The sequence below is a fragment of the Gracilibacillus phocaeensis genome (assembly GCF_900626275.1).
Taxonomy (GTDB): Bacteria; Bacillota; Bacilli; order Bacillales; family Amphibacillaceae; genus Gracilibacillus; species Gracilibacillus timonensis.
The window spans coordinates 447,281-467,068 of record NZ_LR131142.1; the positions used below are offsets into that span (position 1 = coordinate 447,281).

Below are 19,788 nucleotides of genomic sequence, written 5' to 3' on the forward strand. Positions count from 1 at the left end.
CAACTTCTCTTACATCTTTTTTCGTTTTTTTTTTAGAAATAGGTTTAAAATCCGCTTGGTTGTGTCTCTTTTATTAGAAACAACCTTTTATACCCGAATAAGTTGAGCTCCCATTATTTCAAAATGATGATCAAAAGCAAAAATATGTTGGATTTGCTGTTCTTGCATAATCGCAACACTTAACGCATCACAATAGGAAATTTTCTGGTCGCTATATTTTTCGAGAATTTGTAAGGTGGTCTTTCTGGTAGCCATGGTGATGTCCGCAAATACAAACGGAGATCCGGCTAACACTGTTTCAAGGAAGTAACGCGCCATGTGGAAGCCTGAACGATATCTTAAAAGGTTATAGGTCTCTGTCAAAACAGCATCCGAGATAACGAGCTCATGGTCTTGTAAGATTGCTGCCATTTTACGCGACGCTGCATGATATTGATCAGTGCTATCATTTAATGCAAGGAATGCACTGGTATCCATAAAGCATCTATTTTTTTTCATTTTCATCTATCTCCTGTAAATAGAAATCGTGATTCACTGACAAATCCCCTTTGGAGTTGACCGTATATCGCTCCGCTTCCTCTGCCATTTCCAATAACGGATTTTTTTTCTGCAGATTGTTTACAGCATACTCCCGAACAGATTCTCTCACAATTTCCGCTTCGGACAATCCTTTCGTTTGAGCCAATTCCTTTAAGAGCTTTTCATCTTCATTTGTCATATGAAATTGTTTTCTTTTCATGGAATCGCACCTCCTACACACTTATTATATATGAGGTGTGTAGGATGATCAAGAGAGTATATCGATTCTCAAAAAAATTAAAAAAATTTCAGAAATAGGTTTAAAATCTGCTTGATCCATTCTCTTTTATGAGTATAACCACGCATATGCCTAACCTACACCTTGCGAACAGTAGTCCGTTTTCTTCCGCAATATAATCGAATGTTTCAACCGCTTTCAAAAGAACCTTAACTGAATGACGCCATATTCCTTACGCTATTTGCCACACAAAAACCTGTACCGCAATACATAAGATAATAAGAACGGATGAAAAAATAATCCTGTATTTTCGCTCTTTTTGCCTGCCGTGTTTCTTTTTTCGAAGGTAGACGATGAGATAAACTAAACTGAACACCATCACCAGGCTTGCTAATGTGCTAACCACGGTATAATCCATCGCAATCACCTCCATTCTTTATGGATGTTCTATATGAGATAAAAATCAAGACAAGCAATGTTGAAAATAAATAACTATGTGTTTTGTTGTTCTTCTGAAATGGATCAAGTAATATCCAGTTAAAAGGAAAATGGCGATAGTACTGATTACTAAACATATATTTTCTTAAACACAGGATTTCTCCTTTCTCTTTAAGTTTTACGATAAACTGCACTATAATAAAATAGAATAGTGTTAACTTTTGCGAAACGGAAATGTAACATAGTTAGCTTCATCATAACATAATTTGGAATAGTATGTTCCACAAAATGTTGGCGCTTTTTTTCGGAAAATCGACATGTATTCATGAGCAGCTTCTTATCCACCCTTTTAAAAAAATTCCATAAAATAAAATGAACCATTTCTTCTATCCAGCTGTATAAGTTAGTGAAAAGAAAAAAAGGAGATGGTGAGATATGGCTTTAGGCTGGCTAATCAGTACGATCGTAGCAGTTATTCTGGGAACGACATTTGCAACCTTGATCCTAACGATGAATAAGAAAGTGGTGCGGGATAAGAGGGGGGATATCGACTTTCACAAATCGGACATTTACTTTCAATGGACGAGATGGGATTATGTTATTGTCGCAGCAGCGGTGTATACCTTTTTATGCATATTAGGCCTTTTTATCTTTCTGCTTCGTGGTGACAATATTGACAGTCCTTGGATACAATTCTTTATCCATCAAACGTTTGTGTTTTCCCTAATCACTTTTGTTTGGTTCACAACCCGGATTGCTTATGTATTTAAAGGCATCAAAGAGCGGTGGTCTGATGAATTCAACTAACGAGATGGACATGGAAAAATTGTTTATGACATACAAAACGCCTATTTATCACTTTGTTTACCGCTACTGTCAGGATGAACAGCTTTGCTTAGATCTGGTGCAGGATACCTTTATTCGGTTTGAAAAATATCAGAAACAATTTGACGAGGAGAAATCCAGTATCAAGACCTACTTATTTCGTATGGCTTATCAGCTTATGATCAATCGGCTCAAAAGGCGCCAGCGATTAGAAAAAATATTGCCTTTTCTATACGCAGAATCACAAAGACACACTTTCTCACATGAGGATAAGCTAACTGTCCAGGCAGCTATACGACAACTTCCCGACGAGCAAAGGGCTGTCATTATATTAACCTACTATCACGATATGACTCAAAAGGATATTTCAGAAATTCTTGCTATTCCAATAGGTACCGTGAAGTCCAGGCTGCATACGTCGCTAGGGAAATTAAAAATAGTATTGGAGGTAAGCGAATGAGTAAAAGAGAGATTCCTCATGAACTTCGAGACAAGTTAGATGAATTTCACGTAGAAGTACCAGACATTACACAAAAAGATAAGTGGGGACGACTAGCGAATTGGATTTATGCCCCGGCACAGAATCCCGTAGAACTATGTAGGATCAAGGGGGATTCCATCACACGTCTTACCGTTATGCCATTAATCGTGGTACTTATTGTGTTTTTTACACCCATTTTTTTATTTTGAGCTGCTTAGGATAACCTCACAAATGCTCTCAGGTAAACCATAAAATCCGGCTAGGCATTTTTATAACCAAGCCGGATTTGTCTCACCATAGATTATAAGTAAGCCTCCACAAGACTACCAATAAACATCACGAGAAAAAAGCTGATGCTCATTATCGCATTTAAAACAATTAATAAGGCACTTTTATTGAGTATCCCAAAGGTAATACCAATAGGACCTATCACATACGTTAGCATCCAAAACCCTGCACCTATTTGAAAAACCAGATTGGGTACCCATAACAAAACACAAGCTAAGAAACAAGACCATGAGATGATTTTAAACTTCTTCTCCCGAGGCATGTATGCACCACCTTTAGTCATGATAGAAAGCAAATTCTCATCATATGGATCGCTTTTTATATAACAAAATCTTATGAAAAGTGTAACACAAAAATATACATTCGTGTCCCCTAAATAGGAGATTGTGGAAAACCGCAACAGTGGCGGAAAATCCTCAGAAAACATTGGGTCTTTCCTAAGGGTGAAGATTAGGACCTGGATTCCCTTAACTGTTTGATTATTTTCAGCTTTTCGCCATCTTTTTTATTTCGATAATGTACTCGATAACCATCTTGCGCAGATCTTTGATAAACCCTGTCATATTGCTCGAGATTCAATACTTTATATGTTATGTTTTCCTGTCGTTTTTCTTCTATTTCATCTATATTGATTTGTGCAAATTCTGTTAAATCTTCTATATAGGAAAAACCAATTTTATGTTTCCCATTGCAGAATTCATGCTCGTTCACGTCTTCTAAGTAATATCCCAAATTTTCGATTGCTTGTTTTAGTTTATTCCAATCTTCATTTAAATAGTTATGAGGAATTAATATATCAATATCCTTTGACTTAAAATCGATATTAGTTATCATTCCTAAGCCGAGTGAACCGTATAATAGCGGACTTATTCCGAATTCATTATTTAAATGCTTGGCAATGGATAAAAATTCTTTAAATAAGGTGTTCATTTTCATCTTCTCCTGTTTTTGAGACCTTTAATGAGTAACAAGGATAGTCATTCTTTTACATCACCGAATAGAGTTTCTGTCTGATCATCGTCATCGTTATTTAGGTTTTCCACTGCCAGAACTGCTTCTTCCATTAATTGTTCTACTACTGGTCTGACCTTAGCTTTTGCCCTCCGAAATTCATCCATCAAATCTGGGCCTTCAAAGCCTTGGCTAATTCTGCAATTAAGTAGTTACCTGTAAATCAAAAGTAATTTCGTTCTAGGTCGATTTAACAGCTTAGAAAATGGTATAATCATAGGACAATAGCTTAAAAACCATAAAAAAAATAAAATCCACCCTTGAGTTCTCGGCTCATTAATAGGGTGGAAATACTCTGAAATTGTGCCAGCCCCCTTGTAGGGAACAAGGCTATTGTAGGACTTAAGGTGCGCAAACGCCTTTGCTCTTTTTTAATTTATTCAATTTCTAACATTAGTATACCCTTTTTTTGGCTCTGTTAAACTAAAATAGAAACGACAGGCTGCATGTTCAAATATCACTTGGTCAAAAAGCCGATACTTAGCAATATAATAGCAATAATAAGCCAAATAAGCGCTACCTTGTTTTTACCCATGTGTTAATCTCCTTCAGCGCTACAGTCAACCATATGTAATGCTCTTGCAACACTGGTTCAAGGGTTTTGATTTTTCCTGCTGAATACCACCAAGCAAATCGCCAGCAGATTTAAAGCCAGCATAACGCCATAATACCAATTAGTTGTATCTGTGATGTATTCCTCTAAATAACGAAGCCCATTTAAAACCAAAATAATGACTAAAACAACATATACTTTCGCTTTCATGTAAGCAACTCCATTTCTTTTGTCAGGATAAAATAATGGCAAACTTCAAGCAGAAGAGGTCATGCGTAAATAGAATGTTCCGATCATGGATGAGCTATATATCATAAGCAGCAATAGCGCTAAAACAAACCCCGCTTCCAGTTGGATAAAGAAATAATGAATGACAATAAATATAATAAGCAGAGAATAAATCAATCGAAGGTTTAGATCATGGGCTTTTCGCTCCAACAACGGGTGATTTTTATCAGCTTTTTGGTCCTTTGGTTTCCCAATCAGCGTGTTGTCGTCCATCGTAATACCGAGTAAGATCAATCCGAAAACAAATATGTACAGTTTTTGGGACAAAAAATAAGGAGGGGTTAGTTGTGAAAAGAATTGTATTTTTTACTTGTTTTTATTTTATATATGTTGTTTACCGTCCCAACTCTCGCAGAATCGAGCAATCATTATGAGGGAAAACCGGTTAAAGAATTACCAGAGTCTGAACTAATTGTACCTGAAATAACAAAGATTTCCGAAGATCCTAATTATTTAAATGTTCTTCCGTATGGAGCGGGTGAGTGGGATTTTATAGGTCATTCGTACTTTAGGTTAGAATCCAAAATGTTTTATTCTGGTGGTGGAGATTTAATGATTGCAATAGCGATTCCTTTTTCTGGTGGAGCAAGATGGCTATTTAAATTATATGAAGAAGATCCTGTCTGGCATTCCGCCGTTTCAAGTTTTCAATTGCCTAATGCAAAAGGAGTATATTCTATTGAGTTTGATGTAAGTAGTTTACCAGATGGAAACAACAACAAAGCTGAATTACATTTATCAAAGTTAACTTATCCGACTACCGCTGTAGATACAAGCTGGTATGATTGATCGAATATTTTATCATGTTCTTTAAGAAGGTGAATCCATTGAATTTACGAACGTTTGTGATCAGTGTGTTAAGTGTCATCAGCTGTACAGCATTGTTAGGTTGTACCTCAGAAAGTGATCAAGTTCCGGTTTCAGGAAAGATTATCGTGGAACAAGAGGAATATGAAATGATAACAGCGAATTATTCCTCAGATGGAGAGGAAGTAGGCATCCATTCCGGTGGAGAGAAATCTGCACAGGAAGTAGCTGACGATTTTGAAAATAGGACACTGCCAAAGAATACGGAGATAAAAATTGCAGTAGAAGATCAACCATCTCTTACCGTTTTGGAATGGTCAGAGGATGAACAATCGACCGAAGTGAGTATAGAAGATGATACCATTACCACGCCATCAAAGACAGGTGTTTATATTTATGGAAGCAATCTGGCCTGATGGCGAAGCTACTTTTGTATTTGATATTAATGTAGAGTAGGACTATGGCGCTCATGGAATAGTAGGCTTTTTTAAATTCAAAATACACCACCCTAAACAACCCACAGAAGGAAGAACTCGAGTGATCATCCTTCTGCAACTTCCCAATCCCATTCTTCCCCGCAGAAATGCGCGAATTTTTCGGTGATATCTTTTAGATGCTGATACTCCATTGCCGAGAGATTCCTACTATCGACGGCTTCCAGAATGTATTGCGTGAAATTCCATACTTCTTTTTGAATCGCCGCCTCACTGACGATAGCCACCTTGTACAATGTGTCGACCATGCTATATATAACGGAGATATCGTCTTTTCCATAATGTTTGATTTGATAAAAACTAAGAAATAAGTAATCACGAAAGTTTTCTTGTTCCATGATGAAGCGCAAGTCGCCGTTTTTATCTGAAAAATAGGTCACGGGATAATAATGATCCGCTAACTCGGAAAGCAAACCACCAATGCGATGAATACAATTAATCGCCGTATTCGGATCATTCATACTGGGTGATAGTGCCTTTACCGCAATCTCCACCAATTTTCCAATCGAAAAGCCAATATCCTGCAGATCAGTCCGTTCATCACCGATTACTAAAAAATCGTCGTGTTCGGGTAAGTTGTCGTTTTTGTCGCCTAAAGTCCAAAGGTGAAAAACGGGCATACCTTTCGGGACATAATCACCTACCTGAAAAGTGGATTCTAACACCATATTATTCACACTAGCCCAGTTAATCAGGTAATTATAATAGACTTGCTGAATATAACCGGATTGCCTAGCATAAATGGTCTGTCTATCCTTTTCCTTGATCGTATCTATTTGTGAAGGCTCCCAGTGCTGATGTTCTCCATACGTTCGTTCTACAAATGTTTCGCTGATTAATGCGGACGTCTTGTTACGAATGACGCCAATTAAGAAGTTTACTTGGGCCCATCGTGCAGAAAAATGGATAAACAAAATAAAAAAACCAAGTGAAATCATCGTAATGATAACCGTGAAAAAAGGACTAAGCAAATCTTGTTGGTTTGTTTCTGTCAATAACCATAAGTTAATGAGCACAAAAAGAAAACCAAATGTGTAAACACCCAACACATGCTGGGTGATCTTGCTCTGCATAAAGTCCTGTAAGGCACGAGGGGAAAATTGGGATGAATAGGTTGTCAGCATCACCATAATCGTTGAGAAGCTGATCGTTGTCATTGTCAGCATCGCTGTAATTAAGGCAGCATAAAGCTGTTTTGCTATACTTTGGCCGGTTAGTAAGATATTCGGTATACTGTCGGACGCTTTAGGGACGAGCCAAACATCCAGTGTCGTGATTACTCCTGCTGCAATGATAGAACATACCCCATATACGACAGGCAAAAACCAGAAACTGTCGCGAGCGGTTGTCCAGAATGTGGTGTTTTTCACGTTATCCCTCTTTTCTCATAAAGTTTCCTCTCGCCTTATCATCCTTTCCCTTTTTGTATAAAATGAAACGAAAAAGCAGAAAAACGATAAGTTTTGCAGATGTTTAGGGTTCATTAACAGAGGGAACAACGATTGGACAAGTCTTCTTACCATGTAGAAGATATAAAAAAATATAAAGGAGAGTCAGTTCATGCTTTTACAAGATAAAATCAAGCAACTCAAACAAATCAGTTACGAGGAACCGCAAAAGGTACTTTCTGTGTATCTGAATACCGACCATAGAGACCCTGAACAACAAGGAGGGGCCTGGAAAATCGAATTAAAAAACGGATTGAAAGACCTGGCAGATGCAACAAAGGAAAGCAGCTCCCATGAGGAAAAAAATCAATCCAAGACGATTCGGCAAAAGGTGGAGCAAGAGGTTTATGATCGAGAAGCGAGAAAAGAATTATTTAGAGGTTTCGTTCTTTTCGGGACGGCAGATGAAGATTTATGGTTTACACAAGCTTTGCATATTCCCGTCGAAACAGCCTTTCATTGGGAGAATGAACCTGCCCTCGACCAATTGAAAAAACTGGAGCAGGCGTATCCTTACACAGGTATCATCGTCATTCAACAAGACGAAGTTGCCGTTCTTGAAACAGAGTTGGGGACGTTGGTGGATCACTCGCACTATACCTTGGATCTGAACACGAATGATTGGCGCCAACACCAAGGCCCACAGGGTGATGATATCACACAAGGCGGAGCCAAAAAAGATGAATTCAAAGCACGCGTGAAAGAACATCAACAACGGTGGTTTAAAGCGTTGGTTGCCAAGATGGAAAAAAGGGCTGGCCAACGAAATTGGGAACAAATATATCTCGTTGGTGAAAAGAATGAAGTAGAACCGTTGAAGGATTATTTTAATAAAACCATTGATAAAACCATCCCTCGTAACTTATTAAACAGTGATGCCGATAAAATCCTCGATGAGGTACTGGGAGACTAGGTTGACCAGTACAAACCGTGAGAATCCCGATCCTGATGGCTAAGCCCTTAACTAGGTCTTGCTTCATCTGCCCAACAAGCCATGAAAAGTGCGCTTTTGTTCAATAGGTGTTATGATTACGGATAAGTAAGTCGGTAAAGGAGCAAGGCAGATGAATCGGAACCAAAGGAAAAGATGGGGAGAGGCCATCAAGTACCTCGTGTGGACTAGCTTGATCACCGTTGCGGTGCTTGTGTTTGTTTCCCTTTTGATAAACAATCTATCATCCGAACAAGCAGATCAGGAAGAACATTTGCCAAGATTAAGTGAATCATTGTGGGAGCATCGGCCGTTAGTCGAAAAGTATGCCGAACAAGAGGGTGTCGAAGAGCATGTCGATACGATCTTGGCCATGATGATGCAGGAGTCTGGCGGAAGAGGGACGGATCCAATGCAATCTTCGGAAAGCTTTTGCGGAGAGCGAGGCTGTATTGAGGATGTCGAAGAATCGATTGAAAAGGGTGTAGCTTACTTTTCAAGTGCATTGGAAAAGGCAGATGGTGATGTCAAATTAGCCGTGCAGTCCTATAATTTTGGACATGGTTTTATTAATTATGTTCAAGAGGATCAAGAAGGAGCCTATTCGGAAGAGGCAGCAATTGCCTTTTCACAGCATATGTATGAGGAATCCGGCAAGGATGAATCCATCTATACCTGTTTGCGTGCTGAGGCAGAGGAGCTGGAGGCGTGCTATGGCGATATTCATTATGTGACGTCGGTAATGGGCTATAAGGAAGCCGTGGATGAAGAGATGGCCGAGCAAGCAAATCAATAGGTTTCAAACAAAGAATCTGTTCCTTCCAATTTGAGAGGGGCGGGTTCTTTTTTTGTAGAAGACGAGATGGAAGCTGCAATAGGTTCATCTTTTGGAAGTTTGATTATAGCGATATTGTCATTTGAACAAAAAACTACTGATGAGCCTAGCGAGCAAAATGGTGGTTATTTTATAACTACAGGATTGTGTAGCTGCCTCCTTGAAAGGCTATGCACTACTAGCATTTGGTGTTGCAGCAAAGAGCGCTTTTTTTAGTATATGTTCTATCTGTAATTATTATATCCTATTTAGTAGTTAGTTGAAAAACATGACTATGCTTTTTTAAACAAGGGTGTCATGATAGCTACTGGGACATACCGGAGGCAGTCTAACTTAACTCCATTACCTTTATCAACTTCAAGCTAAACCTGTACCAAATAAAGTAACTAGGGGCTAATTTGTCAAGATGTTGAAACTTTTTGGTTTATCGCTCGTAAATACTAGGTATAAGAACTATATGGGGATACATAGGCATGATAAAGAGAGAGTCGTACAAATAACTGAAAATGGAGTGATAAAATGGAACAGGAGAACAAACAGCAAGAAGAGCTGGAAGAAACAAGTGAGCAGGAACCAGTTCATGAGACGCAAGCGGAACAAGAAGGTGGCGAGGAGCAAAAGCAAGCCTCCAAGGAAAGCAACTCGCTAAACTTTGATTTTGCAGCGAGTATGAAAGAGACAAAAGGGATTGCCTTAGACGCTATTATTCGACCGCACAAGGTGGTGAGCTCCGGTCAATCGGTTCGGCTGGAAACAAGTGGCTTGATCTTATTGGTGTTAGCCCTGTTAATTAGTATTTGCAGTTTTCTTTTTTATAGATTTGGTTTTGACGGTTTATTAAGCTTTTTTGAAGATGTAGGGTTTGTCTTTGTCTTAACCACCTTCTTTTCATGGGTGATTACCTTTGTGATTGGTTATCTTTCCGTCTATCTGCTGCTACGCTATTTCGGCGATCGCATGATGGATCATAAGCAATTGCTCACCCAATATGCGATTGTGAATGTCCCATTTGCTTTGGTATTTTGTCTTGTTATTCTTTTCTTTGGCTTTTTGATGGTGGACCTGTTTGTGATTACCTATGTGTTTGCTTTAATGCTGTATGGTTTATTGCATATTTACTTGTTTGTCGTGAATATGAAACAGCCGAAATACGATCTCTATTGGACGATGACTGGTTATTTATTGTTTTTAATCGTGGTTAGTTATCTGTTGACGGGGATTGATTTTGGCTCGCTAGGTTGATGCATATGTATCTCGTATTAACGGAATATTTCCAGTGAATTTTATGCTTATGAGAAAAACCGGGGCGGGTTCCCCGGTTTTCTTCATAGAACGCACGGTACAGTCATTATGTCTTTTGCTTTCTTAGTTCTAATAAGATCAAGTAAAGAAGGGTAATAATGGTGCAAATAATAAGACTAACCGTTATACAAAAAAAGAGACTACCTATGAACGTTAATGTGTCTAATAGATGTGGTAATACAATGAAATTTAGTATAGTTATTACAATACAAATAACAATTATTGGTATTAAAATGATCCATGCACTCCTTGGTTACCAAGATAGTGTTTCTGCCGTTTGTCTGAAGTTTGAATCCGAACTTGGAAAGCTAACACTAAATGGTCCTATGCTAATACTATAAGCAGCACTACCCAATGCACCATGTGTATCATCACCGTATCTTAAAATAATTTGTCTATCCACAGATCCGTTTGGTTCAGCTTTGAAGTGAGCCCTCCTTAATCGATTTCTATGCCAGTGTAACACGTTGAAATTGCAAATGTTGTTATTTTATGTCGAAAAGTTAATTTTTTTAGATTATTTTATAAGTGTAAATGTAAATTATTCAGATTAGATAAAATGGAACAGGTACTTTACTCACTTATCCCTTAAAATCAACGATAAAGAACGCTTACTATCCATCCAAAGAATACCTATACCCCCATTGAAAATAATCTAAGGTGTTCTGATTGGTTTGATCACTTGCTAATTGTTCTAATATACAGCGTACTAGTCACACCAAGCAAACGAAAGTGAGATTAGCTCGTTGCTTCAAGTTAAACGTTATTTTCATTTTTAAACTTGAAATAGATAAACAATGATGGTTAACTAGTGTATATAGTGATTATGTGATATACATACAATAATAAGACGTATAGGGATAGATAACGACGTATAAAAAGAGGTATCGACATGCAAATTATGATATCAAACAGCTCAAAAGAACCCATTTATGAGCAAATACTAAAACAAATCCAGACAAAAATATTGTCTGGAGAATTGCCAGAAGGAACGGCTCTACCTTCGATTAGAGGCCTGGCCAAGGATTTAAAAATCAGCGTGATCACGACTAAAAGGGCATATGAAGAATTGGAAAGGTCAGGATTTATCTATTCGATTGTTGGCAAAGGCTCTTTTGTAGCAGAACAGAATTTAGATGTAATCCGTGAAAAAAAGCTGCGAGTTATTGAAGAGCAATTACATGCGGTGATCTCTAATAGTCGAGAAATTGGATTACCTTATGAAGAACTGCAAGAATTATTGAAGTTGTTGTACGAGGAGTGATGGGGATGGATAACGTGATCGAGTTGCGCGGTGTTTCTAAAGCATTTAATGGATTTTCCATAGAAGATGTAGATTTACAGATCAAGCAAGGCTACATAACTGGATTTATTGGAGAAAACGGAGCGGGCAAGTCTACGATGATAAAATTGATCATGAATCTCTTGGAGCCAGATGAAGGAGAAGTGCGTGTATTCGGATTGGATTATACGCGGCATGCCAAGGAGATTAAGGGTCGTATTGGCTTTGTTTATGACCAGAATATCTACTATCCATCGTTATCACTTAAAGACATTAGCAAAATCGTTGCCCCGGCTTACCAGCATTGGGACAAGCAGCAATTTGCGAAATATGTCGATCAGTTTGAACTGCCTTTCCATCAACCGATTAAAAAGTTGTCCAAGGGGATGCAGATGAAGGCCTCCATAGCGATGGCCTTATCACATGATGCCGAACTTATTGTGATGGATGAACCGACAACGGGATTAGATCCTACTTTTCGCAGGCAGCTGCATGATATTTTTCAAGAAGTGATGATGGATGAACGAAAAAGTATATTCTTTTCCACCCATATTACCAGTGACTTAGAACGACTGGCAGATTATATTGCGTTGGTTGATAAAGGGGAGATCCTTTTTCATCAATCGATTAATGACTTGCGCGATCAGTATACCCTCGTGAAAGGAAGCATGGACTTACTGGATCGGGATACGGAGAAGAATTTTGTCAACATCGATCGTTCTTCTAGCGGTTTTCAGGCTTTAACCAATGATATTGCAGGAGTCAAAGACGTTTTTGGTGATCAAGTGGTTATCGAAAGAGCCTCGCTGGAGGACATTATGTTTTATGTAAAAAATGGACATCGGTAAAGAAGGAAGAGATCTTACATTGGTTAAGGTCTCTTTTTTATAGAAAAGTGAATAGTTAACATTGTGCATATTGTTTATATAGTGTATACTGTTTATATATCATATATACACATGTGTAAGTGTACATAACGAGGAGTGATACCGATGGAAAATATAGTTGAGTTTAAAGGCGTCACCAAGCGCTTTAAGGAATTTGCCTTAGAAAATATCAACCTGCAAATAAAAGAAAGCAGCGTAACCGGATTTATTGGGGCAAACGGATCGGGCAAATCCACAACCATGAAGCTGATGATGCATCTCTTACAACCAGATGCGGGAGAAATACGTGTATTTGGACTGGATTATGCCCACCATGAAAAAGAAATAAAGGAACGATTGGGCTTTGTTTATGATAGCAATGTGTTTTACCCCCATTTAAACTTAGCGGATATCAAGAAAATCGTAGCCCCTTCTTACAAGTGCTGGAGCGACAAACAATTTGCTGATTACACAAAAAAGTTCGAGCTGCCATTAAATAAAGCGATCAAGACCTTTTCCAAGGGAATGCAGATGAAGGCATCTTTGGCGCTGGCCTTGTCACATGAAGCAGAGTTTATTATGATGGATGAACCGACAGCAGGCTTAGATCCCGTTTTTCGTAGAGAATTGCTCGATATCCTGCAAGCTATGATGAAAGATGGCGGTCGAACATTGTTTTTCTCCACCCATATTACCAGTGATTTAGAACAAATTGCGGATGATATTACCTTTATTCAAAAGGGGAATATTCTTTTTCATGATTCGCTGAAGGATGTGCAAGAGCGTTACGCGCTAGTCAAAGGAAGTGTAGATTTACTCGATCCGGATACAGAAAAAAGCTTTATAAAAGTGGAGCGATCTACCAGTGGTTTTCAGGCTCTGACAGATGATGTGAACAAAATAGAAATATTATTTGGTAATCGCGTCGAAATGGAAAGAGCGACGCTAGAGGATATTATGTTTTATGTGAAAGGAGCGGATCATTCCTATGTTTAATTTAATAAAAAAGGATTTGATTATACAGAAAATCCAATTGCTTATCTTTTTACCATTTATTTTGTTTTTTATCTTTTTCGGCGATCATCTTCCTGCATTTCTGCTTTTCTTTATCGTTGGCATGTTCATTCCGATGAACGGTTATACGTATGACGAATCCGCAGAAACGAATATTCTTCTGAATTCTTTACCATATACAAGAAAAGAAATCATTGCTGCAAAATATATGGGAGCGGTTGTGTATATGGTGGTAGCGATGGGGGTAGCCTGTATTCTCTTTTCTTTATTCAATAAATCTTATACCATCACTGATATAGCATTAGGCGCAGGTTTGTTTTTGCTGTTTGGCGCATTGACTTTTCCGTTATTTTATATATTGAAACGTGGTTACATAAGTACGGTAGTGGTTATTAGTTTCATTGTATTCGTGTTTATTTCAGGTCCAATTATCCAATTGTTAGAGATTGATTTGCAGGGGATTATCAATTTTTTCACAAGCATATCTACTGCTACGCTTTATCTTAGTGGTGCGGTCATCACAATTGGGATTTATCTGATTTCCTGGTTGGTTAGTCAATTTATTTATCAGCGAAAAGCATTTTGATAAACAACGTCTCTCCTATTAAATGAAAAAGGTGGTAGGTGCATGAGAAATTGGTTGATTCAAATTGGGTTTTTTCTAGCTCTTAATGTTCTATTGCTGATTGTGGATGGTACACCCCTTGTGCAGGATATTGCATTTGGTAGTTTTGGTGATAAAATGCTGCAGACAAAACTGTTTACGGACTGGTTTCATTTTTATGATACACCATTCTTTAACGTGGTTTTATTGTTTGCTTTGGCCCATGTTTTGTTATTTCCGTTCTATGGTATAAAGTTAAAGAAGCAAAAGTAATGATAGAGGAGAGATGGCATGACTTTGTTAGCTGAACAACTTTTCTTATTATCGATAGATCCCAAAACCAAGCGACCATACGGACGTGCTTCTGCCACATTGCCCTATAGTCTAAGCGGTGCATTGCTGGCAGAGCTTGTGCTGGAAGGGCAAATAGAAATGCAGCGTTCTAAATTAGGAGTCATTGATTCAGAAGTAGCTGATCCGTTGTTGCAAGAAAGCCTAACGGTGATGCAACATAAAAAGAAGAAAACACCAAAATACTGGGTTTCCGCCTTAAAAAGAACACATAAAAATCTCCCACGAGAAATGGCGATAAAATTAGACCATGCTGGGGTAGGCAGTATGGAGGAAAAACGAGTTTTGGGTGTTTTTTCATCGTATACCTACACGTTTGATCGAGCGAATTTTATCCAAACCACAAAGAAAAGCTTCCAGGTGGTTCTAGAAAAAATCAACAAGCACGAAGCATTAGCAAAAGAAGAAGAACGCATCGTGGTGCTGATGTCATTCGTCCATGTCAGCAACCTCATTCGCATCGTCTTCTCCGATCGAAAAGAAGCAAAGCAAGCTGAAAAACAAATAAAAAAACGAAGTAAGAATCTACCAGTTCCTCAGGCGGTTAAAGCAACGATAGATTCCATTCATGCCAGTATTTTTGCAGCAGCTGGCTCTGCTTCGAGATCATAGGGGAGTAGATAAATCGGCTTTGGCTTCCTTAACATAAAACAAATGCGTATAACATTTACAATCCGACGAGCCAAACCCTTTAACAGGCAAGTCCCCCTCGTGTTTTGTTCGTAAACGCTGAAAAAGGCCACATTCCCCTTCCGCTCCGGGATAGGTTTGCACCGCTTCCATCTGCAAAAAGGGTCGTAAATAATCGATATGCCAGCGTTGTTTTTTTTGGAGTTGCAGATGTCGCTGAATTCTGGATGTGATATGGCGTTTGGCACTGCCGACATATACATACCATCCTTTGTCGAAATCAAATGTTCCTAGTTTGCCGATGGTGATGGTTTCTTCTTCCGATAAATAGCCTTGGATGGCGTAAAGCGTGTCCTCCTCATTAACGGAATAGACAAGCTGCGGCATGTGATCACCTCTGTCCACCTGAGCGCTGCATATCAGTTGTTTTTATGCAACACTAATTATATTCTTCCATGCATGATATCCAACCATTCATTATTAAGGTCGAATCAAACAGAATCTCTAACAATAATGTCTGTTTGGAGTTTTGGAATGTCAGGGAGCTGTTTTTGTTCAAGTTGGGCAATCAAATATTCCGTTGCATATACCCCCATTGTTTCAATCGGCTGCTTAATGGTTGTGATTTCGGGGTATGTAATGGCTGCGAGCTGCTGGTCATCAAATCCCAAAACAGCCATATCTTTTGGTATCTCTATGTTAAAATGTCTCGCTTCACTAATAATCCCCGCTGCTATTTCGTCTCCGTTTGAAAAGATAGCAGTTGGTCGATTCAAGGGTTTATTTGCTAATTTTCGTAGTATATTTCTACCGCCCTCTATGCCTAAAGCGTAATCAAAGAAATCTAAATAATTGAATTCGAGGTTATGTTCTTCAAGAGCAGCCAAAAAACCTTTAAAACGAAGGTCATTAGGGTTAAGAATGTGCCCCGTACAGAACGCAATTCGTTCATGTCCTTGATTAATTAAATATTGCGTGCCTTCATAACTTGCTTGAAATTCATCAATATATATCACGGGAAGTTTTCTGTCCCCGATATATCGATTACACAAAACAATTTTGCCGTCATCAATTAATTGTAATACGGTGGGCGAAACAGATTCAAGGTTGGTAAGAATCATACCATCTAATTGTTTTTTCGAAATCAGTTCAAGGTAAAAAGATTCTAAGCTCTCGTCGCTTTGAGTTTGTAAAACAACGAGATGATAGCCGAGCTCTAAAGCCTTTTTTTCGATGACATCTACTAAATGAGCAAAGAAAGGGTTGGTGATGTATGGAATAATCACACCAATCATTTTGGTTTTCTGACCTCTTAACTGCTGAGCAATACTATTGGGATGATAATTTAATTCTTTCATTGCTTTCGCTATTTTTTTCTTGGTTTTCTCGGAAACGTACGGGTGATTATTGATGGATCGAGATACTGTAGTAATGGATACCTTCGCCTTTTTTGCTACATCTTCTATACTTGCCATGATTTTTCTCCTAACCAAAAGTTTATGAAATCTATAATCTATATTATATCTGAAAATGCTTTAAATTCAATGTTTTATTACTAGGGAAACGTTTGACATATGAAAACGATTGACATATAATTCGTCTTGAATTAAATATAAAGAAATAATGATAATGTTCGGGGGGATGAAAGGAATGGAAAGAAAAAAATGGTGGAAAGAATCAATTGTATATCAGATATATCCTAGAGGTTTCAAAGACTCGAATGGTGATGGAACAGGTGATATCAATGGTATTACCGAAAAATTGGACTATATTAAGGATTTAGGGGCTGACACGATCTGGATCTGTCCCCTTTATAAGTCGCCTTGGTCTGACTATGGTTATGATATTGCTGATTATTACACGGTATCTGAAGTGTTTGGTACGAATGAAGATTTATATCATTTAATTGCTAAAGCAAAGGACAAAGGAATCAAGATTTTATTAGATTTAGTGATCAATCATACATCGGATGAACATGCCTGGTTTCAGGAGGCATTAAAAGACCCCAATAGTAAATATCGAGATTACTATTACTTTAAAGAGGGAAACAACGGTCAACCACCCAATAATTGGCGATCCTATTTCGGCGGATCGGCTTGGGAACCAGTACCAAATGAAGAGAATATGTATTATCTACATGCGTTTACAGAAAAAATGCCAGATTTAAACTGGGAAAATCCAGATATGAGACAAGCATTATATGACATGATTAATTGGTGGTTGGATAAGGGGATTGGAGGTTTTCGAATCGATGCTATTCTCAACATTAAAAAGGCGATGGTAGAAGGTAATGTCGAGCCGGATGGTGACGATGGCTTAGTTGCCATTGATAAATATATTATTAATCAGCCAGGTGTGGGCGATCTTTTATCAGAGTTGAAGCAAAATACTTTCGCCAAACATGATATCATGACGATTGCCGAAGCCGGTGTACCAGATGAGGAGCTGGAAGATTTTATTGGTCCTGATGGCTACTTCGACATGTGTTTTGATTTCCGTGCTGCCGATATGGATATACCCGATTCTGGCGCATGGTATTACCCGACGGATTGGACGGTAAATGAATTGCGTGACATTTTATTGGAAGTACAAACTGCAGTGCAAAAAATCGGTTGGGGCGCTGTTTACTTTGAAAATCATGATCAAAATCGTTCGATTAATAAATACTTTGCTAGAAACAAAGAAGAGATGTCGGATGTAACCAAAAAACTGTTAGCAACCATTTTACTTGGTTTTAGGGGTACTCCTGTCATTTATGAAGGGGAAGAGATCGGAATGGAGAACATTCAGCTCGATTCGATCGATCAATATGAGGATGTAGCCACACACCATCAATATCATGCAGGGATAGCTGCGGGATTAGACCTGGACAAAGTGTTGGAATTGACATCATATAGAAGCAGAGATAATTCCCGTACGCCAATGCAGTGGAATCGTTCCAAGCATGCTGGATTTACAGAGGGTGAACCATGGTTCCCTGTCAATCCAAATTACCAAGAAATCAATGTAGAAAATGCTCTAAATAATCCGGATTCTGTTTATTATCATTATAAACATTTGCTTGCGCTTAGAAATAATGAAGCCTATAAAGAAGTATTGGTTTATGGCATGACTATTCCCAAATTCACTCATTTAGACAATATTATTTCTTATGAAAGAGTAACGGATGATAAAAACATGTTGATTCTAGCTAATTTTCAAAATAAAGAAGTGGCATTTGATTACAGCGAAGTAACGGGGGAAGTAGTAAGTAATAACTATGGAACATTACTTGTTACTGGAGATGCCGTTACAATGCAGCCTTATCAAGCCATTATAGTAGATCGAAGTACTCTCGCGGAATAAAGCACTCCTTTTCTGTTCTTCCATTCACATTCAAAACTTCTCTCCGTGCTTAGACGCTGAGAGAAGTTTTGAGTTGCTCTTAGGTGGTAGTGCCTTCCATAAGGTGGACATCCATGGTCGTGTTATTGATGAATTCCATGTCCTCATCCTCTATCATACGAATGATGGTTGCACAAATCACTTTCGCCATGCGCTGAATAGGCTGTGCAATGGTTGTTATTTTTGGATCTTGCAGTATCCGTGTAAAAGCGTGGTAATCATACCCGATAATCTTTAAGTCATCTGGTACTTTTATGTCCGAATTGACCGCATAAGTATATAACGCATAAGCAGCTAAATCACTACTGCAAAAAACACCATCTACAGAAGATAGATGTTGAGAAATTTCTTTTTCGATAAAATCCATGTAGTAATCGAAGGACATCTGATTTCGCTCACCTTCCACAATATGAAATGGTATCTCATGTTTCATACACGTAAGCTTGAAGGCATCGGTGCGTCGATTGGTTAAAAATCCTTCATCAAGCGTTCCGGAAATGTGAAGTAGCTGCTGACATCCTTTGTCTATTAAATGCTGCGTTGCCATCTCACCACCGCGAAAATTATCAGATCCAATATAAGGGATGTTGTTTGAGATAATACGATCAAAAGATACAATGGGTAGATTCACCTTTTGATACTCTTCAATCTCAAGAGAATGACTGCACATGACAATGCCATCTACTCGGTTTTCTCTTAGTAAGCTGATGTATTTCGCTTCCTTGTTGGCATCTCCACCAGAGTTGCACAGCAGTATTTTGTAGTTTGCTTGATGAGCGGAAGTCTCTATTATTTTCACCAGTTCGGCAAAAAAGGGATGACTGGAATCAGGTACGAGGACACCGATTACATAAGATTGGTTCTGTTGTAATGCTCTTGCTATTTGATTAGGGAAATAGTCCAATTCTATCATTGCTTGATCAACCTTGGTGCGTGTTTCCTTACTAATATACCCTCTGTTATTAATTACTCTTGATACAGTAGTAACAGATACACCAGCTTTTTTTGCAACATCTTTAATTCCTGCCATGTATAAGACACTCCCTTTATATTATTTTAATAAAAAATGATGGACTCTTATATAATTATAACGGATAAAATAAAGATTATCATAAGGCTTTTTATGTCATACGTTACCACATATTATTGGTTATTTTAGCAATAAATGCAGTTTTGTTATTGTATTTATTGTATGAAAA

General features: G+C 38.2%; 27 protein-coding genes. 15 read left to right on the forward strand and 12 right to left on the reverse strand.

The features are described 5' to 3' along the window. Positions 1–87 precede the first annotated feature (87 nt). The 3 genes from E0E32_RS04175 to E0E32_RS04185 all read right to left on the reverse strand — a co-directional run bounded on the left by E0E32_RS04175 (position 88) and on the right by E0E32_RS04185 (position 1,175). Entirely contained in the window at positions 88–498 is a 411-nt protein-coding gene (locus tag E0E32_RS04175; protein WP_066196105.1) for a type II toxin-antitoxin system VapC family toxin, read from the reverse strand. Next, the gene (locus tag E0E32_RS22485; RefSeq protein ID WP_066196107.1) at positions 485–739 is read right to left on the reverse strand and encodes a ribbon-helix-helix domain-containing protein; all 255 of its coding nucleotides are present in this window, start codon (positions 737–739) and stop codon (positions 485–487) included. The genes E0E32_RS04175 and E0E32_RS22485 overlap by 14 nt, the downstream gene beginning before the upstream one ends. A 250-nt stretch (positions 740–989) precedes the next feature. Next, on the reverse strand, positions 990–1,175 hold the full coding sequence (locus E0E32_RS04185; RefSeq protein WP_130859063.1) for a DUF7649 domain-containing protein: 186 nt from the start codon (positions 1,173–1,175) through the stop codon (positions 990–992). A gap of 455 nt (positions 1,176–1,630) precedes the next feature. Between E0E32_RS04185 and E0E32_RS04190 the strand changes: the two genes are divergently transcribed. From E0E32_RS04190 to E0E32_RS04200, 3 genes are read left to right on the forward strand one after another with little or no spacing between them, the layout of a single operon-like run. Beyond that, on the forward strand, positions 1,631–2,002 hold the full coding sequence (locus E0E32_RS04190) for a hypothetical protein (protein ID WP_066196119.1): 372 nt from the start codon (positions 1,631–1,633) through the stop codon (positions 2,000–2,002). Continuing rightward, positions 1,950–2,480 (forward strand): RNA polymerase sigma factor, encoded by a 531-nt coding sequence (locus E0E32_RS04195; RefSeq protein ID WP_392388606.1) that lies wholly within the window; start codon positions 1,950–1,952, stop codon positions 2,478–2,480. Before E0E32_RS04190 ends, E0E32_RS04195 begins: the two co-directional genes overlap by 53 nt. After that, a complete protein-coding gene (locus E0E32_RS04200) occupies positions 2,477–2,710 on the forward strand; it encodes a hypothetical protein (protein ID WP_130859064.1) in 234 nt (77 codons plus the stop codon). Before E0E32_RS04195 ends, E0E32_RS04200 begins: the two co-directional genes overlap by 4 nt. Positions 2,711–2,802: 92 nt before the next feature. Here E0E32_RS04200 and E0E32_RS04205 read toward each other — a convergent pair whose 3' ends face one another. The 5 genes from E0E32_RS04205 to E0E32_RS22050 form a co-directional block, all read right to left on the reverse strand. Next, a complete protein-coding gene (locus E0E32_RS04205) occupies positions 2,803–3,051 on the reverse strand; it encodes a hypothetical protein (protein ID WP_130859065.1) in 249 nt (82 codons plus the stop codon). 188 nt (positions 3,052–3,239) lie between these two features. Next, positions 3,240–3,719, reverse strand: a complete 480-nt coding sequence (locus tag E0E32_RS04210) for a nucleotidyltransferase family protein (RefSeq protein WP_066196131.1) — start codon at positions 3,717–3,719, stop codon at positions 3,240–3,242. 47 nt (positions 3,720–3,766) lie between these two features. Then, the gene (locus tag E0E32_RS22040; protein WP_165444953.1) at positions 3,767–3,907 is read right to left on the reverse strand and encodes a hypothetical protein; all 141 of its coding nucleotides are present in this window, start codon (positions 3,905–3,907) and stop codon (positions 3,767–3,769) included. 485 nt (positions 3,908–4,392) lie between these two features. After that, positions 4,393–4,563, reverse strand: a complete 171-nt coding sequence (locus E0E32_RS22045; RefSeq protein WP_165444954.1) for a hypothetical protein — start codon at positions 4,561–4,563, stop codon at positions 4,393–4,395. 45 nt (positions 4,564–4,608) lie between these two features. Continuing rightward, positions 4,609–4,908, reverse strand: a complete 300-nt coding sequence (locus tag E0E32_RS22050) for a hypothetical protein (RefSeq protein WP_165444955.1) — start codon at positions 4,906–4,908, stop codon at positions 4,609–4,611. A gap of 60 nt (positions 4,909–4,968) precedes the next feature. Between E0E32_RS22050 and E0E32_RS04215 the strand changes: the two genes are divergently transcribed. Beyond that, a complete protein-coding gene (locus E0E32_RS04215; protein WP_165444956.1) occupies positions 4,969–5,430 on the forward strand; it encodes a YndA family protein in 462 nt (153 codons plus the stop codon). A 38-nt stretch (positions 5,431–5,468) separates the two neighbouring features. Then, complete coding sequence (locus tag E0E32_RS04220; protein ID WP_130859067.1) at positions 5,469–5,864, forward strand: hypothetical protein; 396 nt, start codon at positions 5,469–5,471, stop codon at positions 5,862–5,864. Positions 5,865–5,989: 125 nt separating this feature from the next. On the opposite strand, the gene E0E32_RS04225 is transcribed toward E0E32_RS04220, so the two are convergent. Beyond that, positions 5,990–7,312 (reverse strand): DUF2254 domain-containing protein, encoded by a 1,323-nt coding sequence (locus E0E32_RS04225; protein WP_130859068.1) that lies wholly within the window; start codon positions 7,310–7,312, stop codon positions 5,990–5,992. Positions 7,313–7,502: 190 nt separating this feature from the next. Here E0E32_RS04225 and E0E32_RS04230 point away from each other — a divergent pair, with 190 nt between their 5' ends. The 9 genes from E0E32_RS04230 (at position 7,503) to E0E32_RS04270 (ending at position 15,187) form a co-directional block, all read left to right on the forward strand. Next, positions 7,503–8,303: a VLRF1 family aeRF1-type release factor gene (locus E0E32_RS04230; protein WP_066196170.1), complete on the forward strand. Its 801-nt coding sequence runs from the start codon at positions 7,503–7,505 to the stop codon at positions 8,301–8,303. A gap of 151 nt (positions 8,304–8,454) precedes the next feature. Then, complete coding sequence (locus E0E32_RS04235; protein WP_066196173.1) at positions 8,455–9,117, forward strand: lysozyme family protein; 663 nt, start codon at positions 8,455–8,457, stop codon at positions 9,115–9,117. 558 nt (positions 9,118–9,675) lie between these two features. Continuing rightward, entirely contained in the window at positions 9,676–10,398 is a 723-nt protein-coding gene (locus E0E32_RS04240) for a hypothetical protein (RefSeq protein ID WP_130859069.1), read from the forward strand. Positions 10,399–11,350: 952 nt separating this feature from the next. After that, the gene (locus tag E0E32_RS04245; RefSeq protein WP_066196181.1) at positions 11,351–11,722 is read left to right on the forward strand and encodes a GntR family transcriptional regulator; all 372 of its coding nucleotides are present in this window, start codon (positions 11,351–11,353) and stop codon (positions 11,720–11,722) included. 5 nt (positions 11,723–11,727) lie between these two features. Beyond that, positions 11,728–12,588 (forward strand): ABC transporter ATP-binding protein, encoded by an 861-nt coding sequence (locus E0E32_RS04250; protein ID WP_130859070.1) that lies wholly within the window; start codon positions 11,728–11,730, stop codon positions 12,586–12,588. Positions 12,589–12,732: 144 nt separating this feature from the next. Beyond that, complete coding sequence (locus E0E32_RS04255; protein ID WP_130859071.1) at positions 12,733–13,602, forward strand: ABC transporter ATP-binding protein; 870 nt, start codon at positions 12,733–12,735, stop codon at positions 13,600–13,602. Next, entirely contained in the window at positions 13,595–14,206 is a 612-nt protein-coding gene (locus tag E0E32_RS04260) for an ABC-2 transporter permease (RefSeq protein WP_130859072.1), read from the forward strand. The genes E0E32_RS04255 and E0E32_RS04260 overlap by 8 nt, the downstream gene beginning before the upstream one ends. A gap of 42 nt (positions 14,207–14,248) precedes the next feature. Beyond that, complete coding sequence (locus tag E0E32_RS04265; protein WP_066196195.1) at positions 14,249–14,497, forward strand: YfzA family protein; 249 nt, start codon at positions 14,249–14,251, stop codon at positions 14,495–14,497. Positions 14,498–14,515: 18 nt separating this feature from the next. Continuing rightward, a complete protein-coding gene (locus tag E0E32_RS04270; protein ID WP_130859073.1) occupies positions 14,516–15,187 on the forward strand; it encodes a GOLPH3/VPS74 family protein in 672 nt (223 codons plus the stop codon). Here the strand turns inward: E0E32_RS04270 and E0E32_RS04275 are convergent. Together E0E32_RS04275 and E0E32_RS04280 are read right to left on the reverse strand one after the other, a co-directional pair. Then, positions 15,182–15,610, reverse strand: a complete 429-nt coding sequence (locus tag E0E32_RS04275; protein ID WP_286171713.1) for a GIY-YIG nuclease family protein — start codon at positions 15,608–15,610, stop codon at positions 15,182–15,184. The two genes, E0E32_RS04270 and E0E32_RS04275, sit on opposite strands and share 6 nt — an antisense overlap. An 86-nt stretch (positions 15,611–15,696) precedes the next feature. Next, the gene (locus tag E0E32_RS04280; RefSeq protein ID WP_130859075.1) at positions 15,697–16,680 is read right to left on the reverse strand and encodes a LacI family DNA-binding transcriptional regulator; all 984 of its coding nucleotides are present in this window, start codon (positions 16,678–16,680) and stop codon (positions 15,697–15,699) included. A 166-nt stretch (positions 16,681–16,846) separates the two neighbouring features. On the opposite strand from E0E32_RS04280, the gene E0E32_RS04285 reads away from it, so the two are divergent. Next, positions 16,847–18,550: a glycoside hydrolase family 13 protein gene (locus E0E32_RS04285; protein ID WP_434059201.1), complete on the forward strand. Its 1,704-nt coding sequence runs from the start codon at positions 16,847–16,849 to the stop codon at positions 18,548–18,550. Positions 18,551–18,629: 79 nt separating this feature from the next. On the opposite strand, the gene E0E32_RS04290 is transcribed toward E0E32_RS04285, so the two are convergent. Beyond that, the gene (locus tag E0E32_RS04290; protein ID WP_130859077.1) at positions 18,630–19,619 is read right to left on the reverse strand and encodes a LacI family DNA-binding transcriptional regulator; all 990 of its coding nucleotides are present in this window, start codon (positions 19,617–19,619) and stop codon (positions 18,630–18,632) included. Between the last annotated feature and the right edge of the window lie 169 nt (positions 19,620–19,788).